The sequence below is a fragment of the Pseudoduganella aquatica genome (assembly GCF_009857595.1).
GTDB lineage: Bacteria > Pseudomonadota > Gammaproteobacteria > Burkholderiales > Burkholderiaceae_D > Rugamonas > Rugamonas aquatica_A.
This window is the reverse complement of the sequence record NZ_WWCU01000002.1, coordinates 261474-279176: the sequence shown is the minus strand read 5'-3', so window position 1 is coordinate 279176 and position 17703 is coordinate 261474. Positions and strand designations below refer to the sequence as shown.

The 17703-nt window shown below is 67.3% G+C and carries 12 protein-coding genes and 1 tRNA gene; 8 read left to right on the top strand and 5 right to left on the bottom strand.

The window, feature by feature from the left end; translation table 11 throughout:
• Nucleotides 1-3 precede the first annotated feature (3 nt).
• Nucleotides 4-741 (bottom strand): formate dehydrogenase accessory sulfurtransferase FdhD, encoded by a 738-nt coding sequence (fdhD, locus tag GTP77_RS03110; RefSeq protein WP_229202052.1) that lies wholly within the window; start codon nucleotides 739-741, stop codon nucleotides 4-6.
• A gap of 404 nt (nucleotides 742-1145) precedes the next feature.
• On the opposite strand from fdhD, the gene fdnG reads away from it, so the two are divergent.
• The 7 genes from fdnG (at nucleotide 1146) to GTP77_RS03075 (ending at nucleotide 10370) form a co-directional block, all read left to right on the top strand.
• Nucleotides 1146-4217: a formate dehydrogenase-N subunit alpha gene (gene fdnG, locus GTP77_RS03105; protein ID WP_161070693.1), complete on the top strand. Its 3072-nt coding sequence runs from the start codon at nucleotides 1146-1148 to the stop codon at nucleotides 4215-4217.
• Between the two features lie 10 nt (nucleotides 4218-4227).
• A complete protein-coding gene (fdxH, locus tag GTP77_RS03100) occupies nucleotides 4228-5151 on the top strand; it encodes a formate dehydrogenase subunit beta (RefSeq protein WP_161070692.1) in 924 nt (307 codons plus the stop codon).
• Nucleotides 5138-5782 (top strand): formate dehydrogenase subunit gamma, encoded by a 645-nt coding sequence (locus GTP77_RS03095; protein WP_161070691.1) that lies wholly within the window; start codon nucleotides 5138-5140, stop codon nucleotides 5780-5782. The genes fdxH and GTP77_RS03095 overlap by 14 nt, the downstream gene beginning before the upstream one ends.
• A 136-nt stretch (nucleotides 5783-5918) precedes the next feature.
• Nucleotides 5919-6890 (top strand): formate dehydrogenase accessory protein FdhE, encoded by a 972-nt coding sequence (gene fdhE, locus GTP77_RS03090; RefSeq protein WP_161070690.1) that lies wholly within the window; start codon nucleotides 5919-5921, stop codon nucleotides 6888-6890.
• Nucleotides 6887-8317, top strand: a complete 1431-nt coding sequence (gene selA, locus GTP77_RS03085; RefSeq protein ID WP_161070689.1) for an L-seryl-tRNA(Sec) selenium transferase — start codon at nucleotides 6887-6889, stop codon at nucleotides 8315-8317. Before fdhE ends, selA begins: the two co-directional genes overlap by 4 nt.
• Nucleotides 8314-10296 carry a selenocysteine-specific translation elongation factor gene (gene selB, locus GTP77_RS03080; protein ID WP_161070688.1) on the top strand — a complete coding sequence of 661 codons (1983 nt, stop codon included), beginning with the start codon at nucleotides 8314-8316 and terminating at the stop codon, nucleotides 10294-10296. Before selA ends, selB begins: the two co-directional genes overlap by 4 nt.
• A tRNA-Sec gene (locus GTP77_RS03075) sits at nucleotides 10275-10370 on the top strand. The genes selB and GTP77_RS03075 overlap by 22 nt, the downstream gene beginning before the upstream one ends.
• A 31-nt stretch (nucleotides 10371-10401) precedes the next feature.
• Here the strand turns inward: GTP77_RS03075 and GTP77_RS31000 are convergent.
• The 3 genes from GTP77_RS31000 to GTP77_RS03060 all read right to left on the bottom strand — a co-directional run bounded on the left by GTP77_RS31000 (nucleotide 10402) and on the right by GTP77_RS03060 (nucleotide 14953).
• On the bottom strand, nucleotides 10402-12078 hold the full coding sequence (locus GTP77_RS31000) for an SMP-30/gluconolactonase/LRE family protein (protein WP_308807684.1): 1677 nt from the start codon (nucleotides 12076-12078) through the stop codon (nucleotides 10402-10404).
• 66 nt (nucleotides 12079-12144) lie between these two features.
• On the bottom strand, nucleotides 12145-13296 hold the full coding sequence (locus GTP77_RS03065) for an EAL domain-containing response regulator (protein WP_161070687.1): 1152 nt from the start codon (nucleotides 13294-13296) through the stop codon (nucleotides 12145-12147).
• Nucleotides 13297-13309: 13 nt separating this feature from the next.
• Nucleotides 13310-14953: a methyl-accepting chemotaxis protein gene (locus tag GTP77_RS03060; protein ID WP_161070686.1), complete on the bottom strand. Its 1644-nt coding sequence runs from the start codon at nucleotides 14951-14953 to the stop codon at nucleotides 13310-13312.
• 198 nt (nucleotides 14954-15151) lie between these two features.
• Between GTP77_RS03060 and moaA the strand changes: the two genes are divergently transcribed.
• A complete protein-coding gene (gene moaA / locus GTP77_RS03055) occupies nucleotides 15152-16198 on the top strand; it encodes a GTP 3',8-cyclase MoaA (protein WP_161070685.1) in 1047 nt (348 codons plus the stop codon).
• A gap of 3 nt (nucleotides 16199-16201) precedes the next feature.
• On the opposite strand, the gene GTP77_RS03050 is transcribed toward moaA, so the two are convergent.
• The gene (locus GTP77_RS03050) at nucleotides 16202-17620 is read right to left on the bottom strand and encodes an aminotransferase-like domain-containing protein (RefSeq protein WP_161070684.1); all 1419 of its coding nucleotides are present in this window, start codon (nucleotides 17618-17620) and stop codon (nucleotides 16202-16204) included.
• Nucleotides 17621-17703: the final 83 nt, after the last annotated feature.

Genomic DNA, 17703 nt, shown 5'->3' with positions numbered 1-17703 from the left:
CGCTCAACCGAGCAGGCGCTCCGTGCCATGCGCGTAGCAGACGAAGCCGCCGCCGCGCGCGAACGCCACCAGCGTCATGCCGCAGCCTTCGGCCAGGCGCACCGCCGCCGCCGTGGGCGCCGAGATCGCCACCAGCGCAGACACGCGGGCCATGGCGGTCTTCTGCACCATCTCCACGCTGGCGCGGCTGGTGACAAGCACAAAGCCGGACGACGGGTCCAGGCGGCGGCGCGCCATCATGCCTATCAGCTTGTCGAGCGCGTTGTGACGGCCCACGTCCTCGAACACGGCCTGCAATTCGCCGTTCGGCCCGCACCATGCGGCTGCGTGGGCAGCGCCGGTCAAACGGGCCAAAGGCTGCGCGCCGGTCAGCGCGGCGAGCGCGGTGGAGATGGCGGCTGGCGTCAGCACGCGGTCCGGCGCGAGTGCGGGCAAGGCGCGGTAGACCTGGTCCAGGCTGTCCACGCCGCACAAGCCGCAACCGGTGCGCCCGCTCAAGCTGCGGCGCCGCTCCTTGAGCTGCGTGAAAGCGCGCGCCGAAACCTCCAGCTTCACGGTCAGCCCGCCGCAGGCCTCTTCGATGTCGATGCCGTAGCATTCGCCTGTATCGTTCAAGATCCCTTCAGTCAGCGAGAAGCCCAGAGCGAAGTCTTCCAGATCGGCCGGCGTGGCCATCATCACCGCGTGAGAAATGCCGTTGTACTCCAGCGCCACCGGCACTTCCTCGGCCAGGTCATCCATGCCGTCCAGACGCTCCCCGCGCGCGATCCGGCGCACGCTGTGGCGGGAGGACGTTGGCGAAGAATTTTCAAAGAAAGCGCTCATCCAGTCATGATGCCATAGACTCAACTGATGCGGCTTTTAGCCCGTAGGGCGGGTTAGAGAGCCGAAGGCTCTCGTAACCCGCCAATGCTTGCGGCTCGACGAATCATGGCGGGTTACGTCGGCCAAGGCCGTCTAACCCGCCCTACGGTTTGCCCGCTGTTGTCCAGAGCTTCCAGGTCGATATTATCAGTTTCCGGTGCCCCTCCCGCCCAGACCATTCCACAAAAGCAACAGATACATCACAGATACAATTCCGCAAACACTTTATTTTTGTCATGGTGCTACACTGGTCTGATCTCAGGACGATGATGGAGGCAGCTATGCACCAGATGTCGCGGCGGCAGTTCCTACGGGTAACTGGCGCCACCCTGGCAACGTCGAGCATTGCAGCGCTCGGGTTTGCCCCCACCACGGCGCTCGCCGAAGTGCGGCAGTACAAGCTGCTGCGCACCACGGAAACCCGCAACACCTGCCCCTACTGCTCGGTGGGCTGCGGTATCCTGATGTACGGACTGGGCGACGGCGCGAAAAACGCGGCGGCGCGCATCATCCACATCGAGGGCGACGCCGACCACCCGGTCAACCGCGGCACGCTGTGCCCCAAGGGCGCCAGCCTGATCGACTTTATCCAGAGCCCGAACCGCCTCAAGGTGCCGGAATACCGCGCGCCCGGCTCGTCGGAATGGAAGCAGCTGTCCTGGGACGATGCGCTGGACCGCATCGCCAAGCTGATGAAGCAGGACCGCGACGCCAACTTCATCGAGAAAACGGCGGACGGCAAGACCGTCAACCGGTGGCTCTCGACCGGCATGCTGGCCGCTTCGGCCTCCAGCAACGAGGTCGGCTACCTGACACACAAGACCATGCGCAGTCTCGGCATGCTGGCATTCGATAACCAGGCGCGTGTATGACATGGTCCGACGGTGGCAGGTCTTGCCCCGACGTTTGGCCGTGGAGCGATGACGAATCACTGGGTCGATATCCGCAATGCTGATGTAATCCTGGTCATGGGCGGCAACGCTGCCGAGGCCCACCCTTGCGGTTTCAAATGGGTGACCGAGGCCAAGGCGCACCGCAAGGCGCAGCTGATCGTGGTCGATCCGCGCTTTACCCGCACCGCTTCGGTGGCCGACTATTACGTGGCCACCCGCACCGGCACGGACATCGTGTTCCTGGGCGCCGTCATCAACTACCTGCTCACGACGGACAAGATCCAGCGCGAGTACGTGACGAACTACACCGACATGCCCTTTATCGTGCGCGAGGACTTCGCGCTGAACGACGGCCTGTACTCGGGCTACGACGAGGCCACCGGCAAGTACGCGGACAAGTCCAGCTGGGACTATGAAAAAGGCGAGGACGGCTACGCCAAGGTCGACCCCACGCTGGAGCACCCGCGCTGCGTCTACCAGCTGATGAAGAAGCACTACTCGCGCTACACGCCGGACCTGGTGGAGCGCGTGTGCGGCGTCCCCAAGGACAAGTTCCAGAAAGTGGCGGAGATGCTGGCCTCCACCGCCGTGCCGGGGCGCGCGGGCACCATCCTGTACGCGCTGGGCTGGACCCAGCATTCCACCGGCGCGCAGACGCTGCGCCTGGGCGCCATGATGCAGCTCCTGCTTGGCAATATCGGCATCGCGGGCGGCGGCATGAACGCGCTGCGCGGGCACTCCAACATCCAGGGCCTGACCGACCTGGGGCTGATGACCAACCTGCTGCCTGGCTATATGACCTTGCCGAACGAGCCGGAGCAGGAACTGGACGGCTACATCAACGCGCGCGCCCTCAAGCCGCTGCGGCCGAATCAGCTCAGCTACTGGAGCAACTACCGTAAGTTCCACGTGAGCCTGATGAAGGCCTGGTGGGGCGCGGCGGCGACGGCGGAAAACAACTGGGCCTATGACTACCTGCCCAAGCTGGACAAGCCTTACGACCTGATGCAAGCCTTTGAGCTCATGCATCAAGGGAAAATGAACGGCTACATCTGCCAGGGCTTCAATGTGCTGGCGTCCGCGCCGGACAAGCAGAAGGTGACGGAGGCGCTGTCCAAGCTGAAGTTCCTGGTGGTGATGGACCCGCTGGCGGTGGAGACGGCCGAATTCTGGAAGCCGCACGGCGACTTCCACAAGGCCGATCCGGCGCAGATCCAGACCGAGGTGTTCCGTCTGCCCACCACCTGCTTCGCCGAGGAGCGCGGATCGCTGGTCAGCTCTTCGCGCGTGCTGCAGTGGCACTGGCAAGGCGCGGAGCCGCCGTGGCAGACCCGCAGCGACCTGGAAATCATGTCCGGCATTTTCCTGCGGATGCGGAAGATGTACCAGGCCGAGGGCGGCAAATTCCCCGACCCTATCGTCAACCTGACCTGGCCGTATGCGCAGCCGTTCAGCCCCACGCCGGAGGAACTGGCGATGGAGTACAACGGCAAGGCGCTGGCGGAGGTGACCGATCCCAAGGACGCCACCAAGGTGCTGGTGAAGAAAGGCGAGCAGCTGGGCGGCTTCGCGCAGCTGCGCGACGACGGCTCCACATCCTGCGGCTGCTGGATCTTCGCCGGCTGCTGGACCCAGGCCGGCAACCAGATGGGACGGCGCGACAACAGCGATCCGACCGGCATAGGCCAGACCCTGAACTGGGCCTGGGCCTGGCCGGCCAACCGCCGCGTGCTGTACAACCGCGCCTCCGCCGACACCAAGGGCAAGCCTTTCGACCCTACCCGCAAGCTGGTGGCCTGGAACGGCGCCACCTGGGGCGGCGCGGACGTGCCGGACTTCAAAGTGGACGAGCCGCCCGAAAACGGCATGGGGCCGTTCATCATGCTGGCCGAAGGCGTGGCGCGCTTCTTTGCGCGGGCCGGCATGGGCGAAGGCCCCTTCCCCGAGCACTACGAGCCGCTGGAGAACCCGCTGGGCTACAACCCGCTGCATCCGAAGAACCCGCGCGCCACCAGCAACCCTGCGGCGCGCATGTTCAAGGACGACAGGGCCAAGCTGGGCAAGCACGAGGAGTTCCCGCACGTGGCCACCAGCTACCGTCTCACCGAGCACTTCCACTTCTGGACCAAGCACGCGCGCCTGAACGCCATTATCCAGCCGGAGCAGTTCGTGGAGATCGGCGAGGACCTGGCGAAAGAACTGGGCGTGCCCAATGGCGGCAAGGTGAAGGTGTCGTCCAAGCGCGGGCAGATCTTTGCCAAGGCCGTGGTCACCAAGCGCATCAAGGCGCTCACCATCGAGGGCAAGAAAGTCCACACGGTCGGCTTGCCGCTGCACTTTGGCTTCAAGGGCGTAACCCGTCCCGGCTATCTGATCAACACGCTCACGCCGTCGGTGGGGGACGCGAACACCCAGACGCCGGAGTACAAGTCCTTCCTGGTGAAGGTCGAGAAAGCTTAGGAGAACCGACATGGCACTGCAATCATTGGATATCAAGCGCATGTCGGCCACCACGGTGCAGCAGCCCGTGGCGCGCAGTCCGGCCACAGGAAGCGTGGCCAAGCTGATCGACGTGTCGAAGTGCATAGGCTGCAAGGCTTGCCAGACCGCCTGCATGGAATGGAACGACCTGCGCGACGACGTGGGCGACACCAACGGCGAGTATGACAATCCGCGCGACCTCACGCCGCAGTCCTGGACCGTCATGCGCTTCACCGAGCATGAGGAAAAGGACGGCAACCTGGAATGGCTGATCCGCAAGGACGGCTGCATGCACTGCGAAGACCCGGGCTGCCTGAAAGCCTGCCCTGCGCCGGGCGCCATCGTGCAGTACACGAACGGCATCGTGGACTTCCACCAGGAGAACTGCATCGGCTGCGGCTACTGCGTGGCGGGCTGCCCGTTCGACGTGCCGCGCATCTCTAAGCAGGACAGCCGCGCCTACAAGTGCACGCTGTGCTCGGACCGGGTGGCGGTGGGCCAGGAACCGGCCTGCGTGAAGACCTGCCCCACCGGTGCCATCGTGTTCGGCACCAAGGAGGACATGAAAATCCACGCCGAAGAACGCATTGAGGACCTGAAGTCGCGCGGCTTTGCGCAGGCGGGCCTGTACGACCCGGCCGGCGTGGGCGGCACGCACGTGATGTATGTGCTGCACCATGCGGACCGTCCCGGCCTGTACCACAACCTGCCCGCCAATCCGTCAATCAGCCCCATGGTAGGACTGTGGAAGGGGCTGACCAAGCCGCTCGCGCTGGCCGGCATCGCCGTCACCGCGCTGGCCGGCTGGTTCCACTACAGCCGCGTGGGGCCGAATGAAGTGAGCAAGGACGAGGAAGCCGAGGCGCTGCACGAGGCCAACCGCATCGGGGAGAGCCAAAATGAAACGCGATAAAGACGGCAATCCGCTCATCGAGCGCTATAACGCAAATGAACGCAGCAACCATTGGGTGACGGCGATCTGCTTCGTGCTGCTGGCCGTGTCCGGGCTGGCCATGTTCCATCCGGCCACGGCGTGGATGGCCGTGTTCCTGGGCGGCGGGCAGTGGACGCGCATACTGCATCCGTTTATCGGGGTGGTGATGGCGGTGTCCTTCGGGCTGCTGGTGGCGCGCTTCTGGCACCACAACCGCTTCGAGCCGGGCGACAAGGAGTGGCTGAAAGGCGCCACCGACGTGATCAGCCTGCGCGAGGACAAGGTGCCGCCCGTGGGTCGCTACAACGCGGGCCAGAAGGTGCTGTTCTTTGTGCTCATTGCGTGCATGGTGGGGCTGATCCTGTCCGGCATCGTGATCTGGCGCGCCTACTTTGCGTTCTACTTCCCCATAGACCTGGTGCGCTTCGCAGCGCTGCTCCACTCTTTCTGCGCCTTCGTTATTATTGTGGCGATTGTGGTGCATGTGTATGCGGGCTTCTGGGTCAAGGGCTCGGTGGGCGCCATGGTGCGCGGCACCGTCACCTACGGGTGGGCGCGCAAGCACCACCGGCGCTGGTTCGAAGAAATGGCGCGCAAGCAGCGTGACTAGGTTTAGAATGAGCTGGCGGGTTACGTGCTGCGCACTAACCCGCCCTACGCGCCCTGGGCATTGCATGGCGGAGGAACATTGTAGGGCGGGTTAGCACGCAGTGCGTAACCCGCCAACCGCAAACGAGAGGACTTACTTGGTACAACGCCTCCTGTCCCCCGGCGAGATCGAATCGCTGGACCACAACACCATTCCGCGCCTGGTGCTGCCGCAACCGGGCGTCTTGTTTTCTGCCCGCGCCGCCCGTCTGCGCCAGCTTGCCGCCGGCGGCGTCCCCGGCATACCTGCCCCTGAATCCCTGCACGGCTACCTGCTCCTGATGGCCGCGCTGGCGGACGCGCAAGCCAAAATCGCCCCCGCCACCATCCCGCCGCTGCCCTCGCTCGACGCCATCGAAACGGCCTTGGCCCACAATATGCCTCCGCTGCCGGTATCCGGTCCGCGCCCCGCAGGCTGGCGCGCCGTCTACCTGGCGCTGCTCGACATGCTGGACACCTCCGGCCAGCCCCAGCTGGCCGCCGTACTGCAAGACCTGCGCGCCCTGCCCGAAGCCGAACTGGAAGGCTGCGCAGACGCCGTGCTGGCCGAATTCGGCGAAGGCATCAACCCGCTGCATGCGCCTTTCGTGGCCGCTGCCCTACAAGTGCTGTGGACCTCGCACGCCAGCCAGCTCGACGCCAGCCGCGTCCAGCCGCCGGTCACGGGCGCCCTGTGCCCGGTGTGCGGTTCGCATCCGGTGGCCAGCGTGATCCGCATCGGCGGGCAGGCGCAGGGCTACCGCTATCTGCACTGCGGCATCTGCGCCAGCGAGTGGCATATGGTGCGGGTGAAATGCAGCTGCTGCGAAAAGAACGCCCGCATCGCTTACCAAAGCCTGGACCAGCCCGAGGAGGCGTCTGCCAGCAAAGCCCAGGACCCATCCCGCGTAGCCCGCGCAGAGACCTGCGACGACTGCCACAGTTACCGGAAAGTATTCAACCAGGAGCATGACTTTATGGTGGAACCGCTGGCCGACGACCTGGCCAGCCTGGCGCTCGACGTGCTGGTGACGGAAGCGGGCTACGCGCGCGGCAGTGTCAATCCCCTGCTGTGGCTGGGCTCCGAATGAGCGCCGACATCCGTCCGCCGCGCGCGGTGCAGCTGCCCGCCGTGCACCGCGTGCTGAGCGACGCCGCCTGCCAGCCGCTCATCGCACAATACGGCCGCGAACAGACCACCGCCACCCTGCGCGCCCTGCTCGCCGAACTGCGCGCCTGCTCGCTGGGTGCAGCCAGTGCCACCGAGGATCCTGCCGACGCCAGCATCGCCGCCGTCACTGCCCGCCTCGCGGACCGCCTGGAACGCGCCAACCGCTCCGCGCTTCGCCCCGTCTTCAACCTCACCGGCACCGTGCTGCACACCAACCTTGGCCGCGCCCTGCTTCCGGACAGCGCCGTGCAGGCCGTGGCCGAAGCGCTGCGCTGGCCCATGAACCTGGAATGGGACATCGACACCGGCAAGCGCGGCGACCGCGACAACCTGGTGGAAGAACTGCTGCGCGAACTGACCGGCGCCGAAGCCGCCACGGTGGTCAACAACAACGCCGCCGCCGTCCTGCTCCTGCTTAACACGCTGGCGATGGGCCGCGAAGTCATCGTCTCGCGCGGCGAACTGGTGGAAATAGGCGGCGCCTTCCGTATCCCGGACATCATGACACGCGCCGGCGCCACGCTGCGCGAAGTGGGCAGCACCAACCGCACCCACCTGGCCGACTACGGCAACGCCATCGCCGCCAACACCGCGCTGCTGATGAAGGTCCATTGCAGCAATTACGCCATCACAGGCTTCACCAAGGCCGTCGAACTGCCGGACCTGGCCCCGCTGGCACGCCGCAACAATATCCCTCTGGCCGTGGACCTGGGCAGCGGCACCCTGGTAGACCTGGAACAATACGGCCTGCCGCACGAAACCACCGTGCGCGAAACCATCGCCGCCGGCGCCGATCTCGTCACCTTCAGCGGCGACAAGCTGCTCGGCGGACCGCAGTGCGGCATCATCGCCGGGCGCGCAGACCTGATCGCCGCCATCAAGCGCAATCCGCTCAAGCGCGCCCTGCGCGTGGGCAAACTCACGCTGGCAGCGCTGGAACCGGTGCTCGCCCTGTACCGCGCCCCGGACCTGCTGCCCGAACGCCTGACCACACTGCGCCTGCTCACGCGCCCAGCCGCCGCCATGCGCGCGCTCGCCGCCACGCTGCAGCCGCTGCTCCAGCAGGCGCTGGGCGAGGCCTATTCGGTAGCCACAGAGCCGATTCTGAGCCAGATCGGCAGCGGCGCGCTGCCGGTGGACCAGCTGCCCAGCCACGGCCTGGCGATCCGCGCCGCCCGCCAAACGCACGGCGACCCGCTCGGCACGCTCGAAAAACGCCTGCGCTCCCTGCCCCGCCCCGTCATCGGCCGCATCGCCAGCGACACGCTCTGGCTCGACCTGCGCTGCCTGGAAGACGCCCAGCTGGAACTGTTCGCAGCCCAGCTGAAGGATCTGGTCCCGGCATGATCGTCGGCACCGCAGGCCATATCGACCACGGCAAGACCGCGCTCACGCGCGCGCTCACCGGCGTGGACACGGACCGCCTGAAGGAAGAAAAGGAACGCGGCATTTCGATAGAGCTGGGCTACGCCTACGCGCCGCTGGAAGACGGCAGCATACTCGGCGTGATTGACGTGCCCGGGCACGAGAAATTCATCCGCACCATGGCGGCGGGCATTACCGGCATCGACTTCGCGCTGCTGGTCATCGCGGCCGACGACGGCATCATGCCGCAGACGCTGGAGCACCTCGCCATCCTGCGCCTGCTGGGCGTGCGGCGCGGCGCCGTGGCGCTGAACAAGGCGGACCGCGTTGCGCCGGAACGCCTGCAGCAGCTGGAAACCGAGATCGCACGCCTGCTGGAAGCTACCGCCTTCGCCGGCTGCCCCATCTTCCCCACCGCCGCCACCGTGTCCGGCGACGCGGGCGTGTCGGCGCTGCTGCTCCACCTTGCAGCCGCCGCGCGCGCCCTGCCCATACGCGACGAGCAGCGCCTGTTCCGCCTGGGCGTGGACCGGGTGTTCACGCTGGCCGGCCAAGGCACCGTCGTCACCGGCACCGCGCTGGCAGGCAGCGTGGCCGTGGGCGACACGCTGACGCTGGCGCCCAGCGGGCAGCAGGTCCGGGTACGCGGCATCCATGCGCAGAACCGGTCCGCCACCGAAGGCCGGGCGGGCCAGCGCCTAGCTCTCAAGCTGGCGGGCGCCGCGCGCGAGGACATAGAGCGCGGCAGCTGGATCGTCGCTCCCGAGCTGGCCGCCTGCTCCAGCCGCATCGACGTGGAGCTGACGCTGCTGCCCGGCAGCGGCGCGGCGCTCAAGGCCTGGTCGCCGGTGCACGTCCACCTGGGCGCGGCGCACCGCACCGCCAACGTGGTGCCGCTGGATGCGGACGCCATGCATCCCGGCCAAAGCGCGCGCGTGCAGCTGGTGTTCGAGCAGGAGCTGCACGCCGTCCCCGGCGACCGCTTCGTGCTGCGCAACGCGCAAGCCACGCAAACCATAGGCGGCGGCATGGTGCTCGATCCTTTCGGCGCCGCCCGCAAGCGCCGCAGCCCCGCGCGCCTGGCCTGGCTGGACGCGCTGCACGCCTTTGCCGACAGCAGGGATGGCCGTAAAAGCAGCGCCGGGCGCAGCGACGCGAGCAGTGGCGCAAATGCCGACGGCAGCGGCATCGCCGCGCTGCTTGCGTGCAGCCCGCACGGCCTGGCCTTAAGCACACTGGTGCGCCTGTCCCAGCTGCCGCCCGGCCGCCTTGCCCTGCCCGCCGGCGTGCACCGCATCCCCCTGCCCGGCGGCGACGAGCTGCTGATCGACGCCGGCGCGCTGGAACGCCTGCAGCAGCAAGCCCTGGCCGCCCTGGCTGATTTCCACGCCCGCACCCCGGACGAAGCCGGCCCCGATTTCTGGCGCCTGAAACGCATCGCCAGCCCGGACAGCGATAACCCGCTATGGAGCCACGCGCTGACGGCCCTGATCGCACAAGGAAGTCTGGCCCGCAAGGGCAACGTGCTGCACCTGCCCAGCCACAGCGTTGAACTGAGCGCCGCCGAACAAGCGCTGGCGGACCGCCTGATGCCCGAGCTGCTGGCCGGCCGCTACGACCCGCCCTGGGTACGCGACCTGAGCGCCACGCTCGCCGTGCCGGAAGGCGAAGTGCGCCGCCTGCTGCGCAAACTGGCGCGCGCCGGCAGCATCAGCCAGATCGTGCCGGACCTGTTCTACCACCCCGCGCCGCTGGCCGAACTGGCCCACATGATCGCCACCCTTCCGGACGCGCAGGCGGCCACCCTGCGCGACGCCGCAGGGCTGGGACGCAAGCGCGCCGTGCAGTTGTTGGAATTTTTCGATCGCGTCGGCTATACTCGGCGCGTGCGCAACAGCCATCTGGTGCGCCCCTCAGCAAGCTGGACGCATGAAACCAAGGAAGGCATTCCCGTCCGGTGACGGGGCCGGGCTTCAAACCCGGTGAGGGGCGTTAGCCGCTCCTCTGTAAGTTCGACTCTTTCTGCCTTCCGCCACCGCTTCAAGCAACCCAGGCCGCGCCGCAGCTCACGGCGCCAGCGCCGCGCGCGGCAGCCAGCCCAAACGGTCCCCGTTCACGTTCTGGATATACAGCCGCTCCGGCGTTTCGGTCACGCCGGTGGTGAGCGGCGACAGGCCGCTGGCGTCCTGCAGATCCGCCACCACCTTGCCGTCCTCGGTGAACGCCATCACATGGCCGAAGGCCTTGGGCATGGGCCAGAGCGCGCGCGGAATGCGCAGCATCAGCTTCCGCATGAAGGGCTTGTCCGCCATTCGATCCAGATCATTGCGCTGCCCCGCCAGTCCCAGCCAGATCCGCCCGTCCAGCCCCCTCGTCAGGTTGTCCGGATAGCCGGGCAGATTGTCGAACAGGATTTGCGCCTGCGGCGACGCTTGCGCCACATCCAGCTGGCTGGCTGCGACGGATATGCGCCACACGCGGTACTTGCCGCTCTCGCTGACGAGCAGCGTCTTCTCGTCGGCGGAAAGCAAAACCCCGTTCGCCAGGCTCAGTCCCCGCGCCACCACGCGCACGGCCCTGGTAGCCGGATCGAACTCCAGCACGCGGCCGGTGGCCGACTGTTCCAGCACGTCCAGCGTGGCCGCCCATTGCGTGCTGCCGTACTGCGCAGGCGAGAAGCGCTCAGACGAATCGGTGAGATAAATTTTCCCGCTGCCAGCAAGCGCCACCGCATTGGCGAAATGCAGCGGCCCGCCCGGCCCTGCGGCCAGCAGCACGGTCTGCGCGCCGTTGGGGTCGAAGGACAGCAATCCCTTCATCGCATCGGCCACGATCAGGTTGCCGTCCGCATCAAAGGCCATGCCCAGCGGCCTGCCGCCGGTATGTGCCAGCATGCCCTGCGCGCTACCATCCGGCTGCATGTGCATGATGGCGCCGTTCGACAGGCCCGCGTACAGTTTGCCATCCTTGCCCTGCACGATATATTCAGGCCCGATCTGCCGCCCCAGCGCAATCCCGCTTATATCGGACAGCCTGCTGTTAGGCGCATGCGCCCCCACATAGCCCGGCGCCTGGGGCGCCCGCCACGCCTGCGGTTCAATCGGGACGGGCCAGAACAGCAGATAGGCCGCAACCAGCAGCACCGCTGCGGCGCTCAGCGCCAGCCGCGAGGCGGAACGCAGTTGTCCGCTGCGCGTCCAAGGCAAGCCCGCGCCCACGCAGAAAAATAAGGTCATCAGCAAATGGGCGCCGGTGATGGATGCGATCGCGCGGAGCGCATTGGCTATACCATTGCCCGAGCCAAGCAGGCCTGCGCAGAGCAGCAGCGAAAACGGCAGCGAGATGGCCAGCGACGCCAGCAACGCCCATCCAACGGTGCGCCGCCCCGCGCGCGCAAGCCGCAGCAGGACCGGCACGCCAACCAGCGCAATGCCCGCCGTGCCGAACATGATGGCCGGCGCCAGCGTGTAAACAAACTCCTGCCGTATCGCGGCCCAGTATTTATCCGGCGGCACCTGCCAGAGCTGCGCCGCTTCCTCGGGCGTGACGTAGGCCGCAGCAGCGGTGCTCAGCACGCATGCCAGCACCGCTCCCGCGTAGCCAGCCACCAGCCGCCGTGGCGGCACGAAGGCGGCGGCGTTGCGGTGATGGTAGACGCCATACGAGCAGCCGATGATCAGCGCAAGCCAGAGCAGCAGGGTCAATGGATACGTCAGTATGCCGAACAAAAAATCGATACCCAAACCAGACTCCCGTGCGCGCGATGTTGTCGATCGCCGGAAGTGTACGCGTTTCCTTTTGAAAAATAGTCACGCATTGTCACACGGCGCGGAGTCCGCCTCATATGCAAGCGGCGGCGTGGAAGCCGCATGCCGCAGCCATCCGGGCAGGCTCGCGGCAGGCATGGGCCGGGCGATCAGATAGCCCTGCGCCTGATCGCAGCCCAGCTTGCGCAGGAAGTCCCAGTCTTCGGACGTTTCTATGCCCTCGGCCACCGACGTCATGCCCAGCTGCCGCGCCGACTCGATGGCTTGCCGCAGCAGCGGCTCCAGGTGCGGCCGCTTCCAGGCATTGTGCACCAGGCGGCGGTCCAGCTTTATCTCGCCGAAGGGGATGCGCGAAAGCTGCAGTATGGAGGCGTGGCCCGCGCCGTAGTCGTCCAGCGACAGCGGGTGTCCGCGCAGGCGCAGCTTGAGCAGCACGCGCAGGGCAGCGCCCAGGTCGGCGATCTCGGTGTGCTCCGTGACTTCGAACATCACGGCCTGCGGCGGCACGCCGGAGCGGCGCACGGCGTCCGCCACATGGCCAGCCAGGTCGGGATTGGCCAACGCCCTGGGCGACAGGTTGACCGCAACCGGCAGCATATGCCCCGCCGCCCGCAGCGCCGCGCTGTCGTCCAGCGCCATGCGCAGCAGCGCTTCCACGCCGCGCGGCTTGCGGTGGGCCAGCGCCACCTTGGGCTGGTAGTACAGCTCGAACTCATCGCGGAGCAGGCCGGATCGGATGTCGATGGCGTCCGGCACCTCGAAGGGCTTGGCCGCGGCACCGGCCCGGCCACGGCTGGCTATGCTCTCGGCCACGGCGGCGGACAGCACCGCCGCCGACACCGGACCGGCCACCGCCGCGCAGCCGCGCATGCCCAGGGCGGCGGCCAGCACCAGCGCCGTGTCCTGCAGGCGCGGGCAGTCCGCGCCGCAGAGCACCAAGCCGATTTCGGCGTCCAGCATGGAGAGCGAACGTATCAGGTCCGCGCCGTCCATGTCGGTTACGCGCAGGTCGACGATGGCCAGGTCCGGCGGAGTGGCCAGCGTTTCGATCAGGGCCATGCCGGCTAGCCCGGAGCCGGTGCAGCCATCCAGCGCCAGGCCGAGATGGCGGCAGGCGGCCAGCACGGCGCTCCTTTCCTTTGCGTCACCGACGATGACGACGGCGCGCAGCGGCGCCTGTCTCATGGTTTCCATAGCTGGGCCTCCATCAAGCCTGCGCGGCCAGCGGCAGCGCGCGCCGGCTGGAGGGCCGCCCTGCAACTCGCCCGGAGTTCACGGCAGGATCGGCTGGATCGGCCGCGTCGATACGGAAGCGGCTGACCGCTTGCGCGAGCTGGCTGGACTGGCCTTGCAGGGAATTGGCCGCCGCAGCGACTTCCTCAACCAGCGCCGCGTTCTGCTGCGTGCCCTGGTCCATCTCCACCACTGCGCGGCTGCACGCCACAATGCCGCTATGCTGCTCGGCGCCCGCATGCCGTATCTGCGCCATGATGCCTTCCACCCGCGCCACGCTGTCGATAATGTCGCGCATCGCATCCCCGGTCTGCTCCACCAGGGCTGCTCCGGCGCTGGCCTGCCCCGTGGCGGCGGAGATCAGCTGGCCGATCTGGTGCGCGGCTGCCGCCGAGCGCTGCGCCAGCTGGCGTACCTCGGTAGCCACTACGGCAAAGCCCCGTCCCGCCTCACCCGCGCGCGCCGCTTCAACAGCCGCGTTGAGCGACAGGATATTGGTCTGGAAAGCGATGCCGTCGATCAGGCCGATAATGTCCGCCATCTGCCTGGCCGAAGCGGCAATGTCCTGCATGCGCGCAGTCACGGCGGCCACCGCCTGTCCGCCGCGCTCCGCCGCAGCAGACGCCTGCCGCGCCAGCTGGTTTGCCGCGTCGGCATTGGCGCTGTTCTGCTCCACGGTGGCGCTCAGCTGCTCCATGGCGGCGGCGGTTTCCTCCAGGCTGGCGGCTTGCGCCTCGGTGCGCGCCGACAAATCCAGATTCCCCGCCGCGATCTGCGCCGATGCCGACGCAATCTGCTCCGCATCGCGCCGCACATGGCCCACCAGCAGGCCAAGGTGCTCGCGCATATGCTCCATCTCATACATCATGCTGCGCTTGTCGCCGCTGCGCAGCGCAATGGCGCCCGTCAGATCGCCCTCGGCGATGCGGGCGGCAACCTGCGCCGCCTGCCCCGGCTCCCCGCCCAGCTCGCGCCGCAGCCGGCTGATGATCAGCGTGGCCACGCCTGCGGAACACAGCAAGGCCAGCGCGCCCAGCGCCAGCATCTTCAGGCGCGTGGCGGCGTAGGCCTGCTCCGCCTCCTCGCGCGATGCCTCCATCAGCGCCACCTCGTTGCCCACCATGGCGGCCATCGCTGTGCGGCACGCCTGCAGCATGGGCATGACTTCCACGCTCAGATAAGCACGCGCCTCCGCCTCGTGCCCGGCCTGCACCAGCGCCACCAGCCGCCGCTGGCCCTCCTCATAAACCCGCACCGCCGACTCCACGCGCTTGAGTGCAGCGCGTCCGCTCTCGGTCACCACGCGGCGGTCCAGCTCCGCCGCGTCGGCGTCGATCTCCCTCCCGGCCTTGGCTATCTCATCGATCTGCGCGCGCCGCACGGTCTCGTCGCTGCTCAGCATCACATTGCGCAGCGCCACGGCGATATCGGTTACGCGCAAGCGGATATTGGTTGCCAGTTCAATCTTGGGCCAGCGGTCCCCCGCCATGCTCGCCGCGACGGCGTTCAGCTTGGCCTGCTCCCGCAGGCCCAGTACGATGGTGGCGGCCAGGAAGACGCAGACCGTGGCGAAGCCTGCCATGAGCAAGGTAGCTACCTCGAAGCGGGATGTGTTCATTGCAGATCTCCTTTGGGTGGCGAACAATATGGCCGCAGGATAGCCGCGCAAGGCACAACGCAAGGAGTACAGGACCGCCGCAGAAGAAGGAGTACAGCCTTATCCCCTGCGCAAGCGGCGCCGCCGGCAAACTGTACCCCTCCGCCAAGGCCCGGACTGTACTGCTTTCCCTCCACGCCCGCGCGTTATGCTGGCCCCATGACTACGCACACGACAGACCTCCGAGACACCCGTGGCCGCCCGCTGAGGGACTTGCGCCTGTCCGTCATCGACCAGTGCAATTTCCGCTGTCCCTACTGCATGCCCAAGGAAAGCTACGGGCCGGACTTCCCGTTCATGTCCTCTTCCGAGCGCCTGTCCTTCGAACAGCTGGCCCGCCTGGCGCGCACCTTTGTGGAGCTGGGCGTGGAGAAGCTGCGCATTACCGGCGGCGAGCCGCTGCTGCGCAAAGACCTGCCCCGGCTGATAGAAACGCTGGCGGCCATGCGCACGCTGGAAGGCCGCCCGCTCGACATCGCGCTCACCACCAACGGCTCGCTGCTGGCCGCCAGGGCGCAGTCGCTGAAGGACGCGGGCCTGAGCCGCATCACCGTCAGCCTGGACAGCCTGGACGACAAGCTTGCAGGGCGCATGAACGGCGTCGATTTTCCGGTGGCGCGGGTGCTGGAAGGCATAGCGGCGGCGCAGCGCGTGGGGCTGGCGCCGGTCAAGGTCAACACGGTGATAGAACGCGGCGTGAACGACAGCCAGATCCTGCCGCTGGTGCACCACTTCCGCGACAGCGGCGTGCAGCTGCGCTTTATCGAGTACATGGACGTGGGCGGCGCCAGCCGCTGGAGCGCAAGCCAGGTGCTCAGCGCGGACGCCATGCGCGCCATCGTGCAGCAGCACTACCCGCTGGCGCCGGACGGCGCCGCGCGCGGCCACGGCACGGCCGAGATCTGGCGCCATGCCGACGGCGCCGGCAGCATAGGCTTCATCTCCAGCATGTCGCATCCCTTCTGCGGCGACTGCGTGCGCGCGCGCGTGGCGGCGGACGGCAAACTGTATCTGTGCCTGTTCTCGCAGCAGGGTGCGGACCTGCGCCCCTGGCTGGGCGAGGGCCAGGAGGCGCAGTTGGCCTCCCGCGTGCGCGCCTTGTGGGAAGCCCGCAGCGACCGCTACTCGGAGCTGCGCGGCACGGTCCCCGCCTCCGGGCGCACGCACGCGCACAAGGTGGTTCGCATGTCGCTGGTGGGCGGATAAAGCCTAGGCCAGTTGCCCCGCCAGGCGCCCCAGCATGCGCAGCGCATCCTCGATCTCCTTCGACCACGGATAGCTGTAGTTCAGGCGGATGTAGTTCGTATAGCTGCCGCGCGCCGAGAACATATGCCCCGGCCCGATGGTGATCTTGCGTTCCAGCGCCAGCGCATAAAGCTTCATCGCATCCACGCCCTGCGGCAATTCCACCCACAGCACATAGCCGCCCTGCGGCTCGGACACGCGGGTGCCGGCCGGGAAGAAGCGCAGCACCGCAGCCGCCATCATGCGCGCGCGCTGCTCATAACCCTTGCGCACCTTGCGCAGATGGCGGTCGTAGCCGTCGTTCTGCAGATAGTCCGCAATCGCCATCTGCGGCAGCGTGGGCGTGGTGAGCGTGTTCAGGAACTTCAGCTTTTCCACCTGTGCCGTGTAGCGCCCCGGCAGCGCCCAGCCGATGCGGTAGTTGGCCGTCAGGCTCTTGGAGAACGAAGAACAGTGCAGCACCAGGCCCTTGGTGTCATAGGTCTTGAGCGACGTCGGATGGCTGTCGCCGTAATACAGCTCGTGGTAGACATCGTTCTCGATGGCCGGAATGTCGTAGCTGGCCAGCAGCTCCACCAGTTCACGCTTGCGCGCATCCGGCATCTGGAAGCCCAGCGGGTTCTGGAAGTTCGGCATCACCATGCAGGCCGCAATACGCTGCTGCGACAGGATGGAGCGCAACGCTTCGATGCTGATGCCCTCGCGCGGGTCGGTCGGTATCTCCAGCGCCCGCATGCCCATGCGCTCTATCGCGTGCAGCATCGCGTAGAACGTGGGCGACTCCACCGCCACCGTGTCGCCCGGCTTGGCCGCCGCCTGCAGGCACAGGTTGATCGCCTCGGTGGCGCCCACGGTGATGATGATTTCGGACGGGTCCACCGGCAGCCCATTCTCCAGGTGGCGGCGCGCGATCTGGCGCATCAGCTGAGGGTTCCCCGGCGGCAGGTCGTCCATCACGCTCCAGTGCTGCGAGCGGCGCGCGATGGCATTGGCGTACTGGTTGATGCGCGGCCAGGGGAACGGCGCCGGGTCCGGATACGGAGACCCCAGCGGCACCGCGCCGTGGGCGCGTATGGTGCGCAGCGTGGACAGAACAAGCCGGCTCACGTCCACTTCCGACGACAGCTCCAGCGGCGCGCTGGCCGCCAGCGGCGCCGGGCGCGGCATGCTGCTCTGGCGGGTGCGCACAAAATAGCCAGACTGCGGACGGCTTTCGATAATGCCTTTGCTCTCCAGAAGCGAGTAGGCGCGCAGCACCGTGCTGATGCTCAGGCCACGGTGCTGGCTGGTCTGCCGCACCGAGGGCAGCTTGTCCCCTTCCAGCAGCACGCCGCGCGCGACCTGGCCTTCGATATCGGCAGCGAGGGTTTCGTAAAGGTTCATGCTGCGCAGTATAGCGCAGCGCATGGCGCCGCATGCGCCCCATCCTGGCCCCAATGCCACTGTACCCCAGCCTCGTCTGCGGT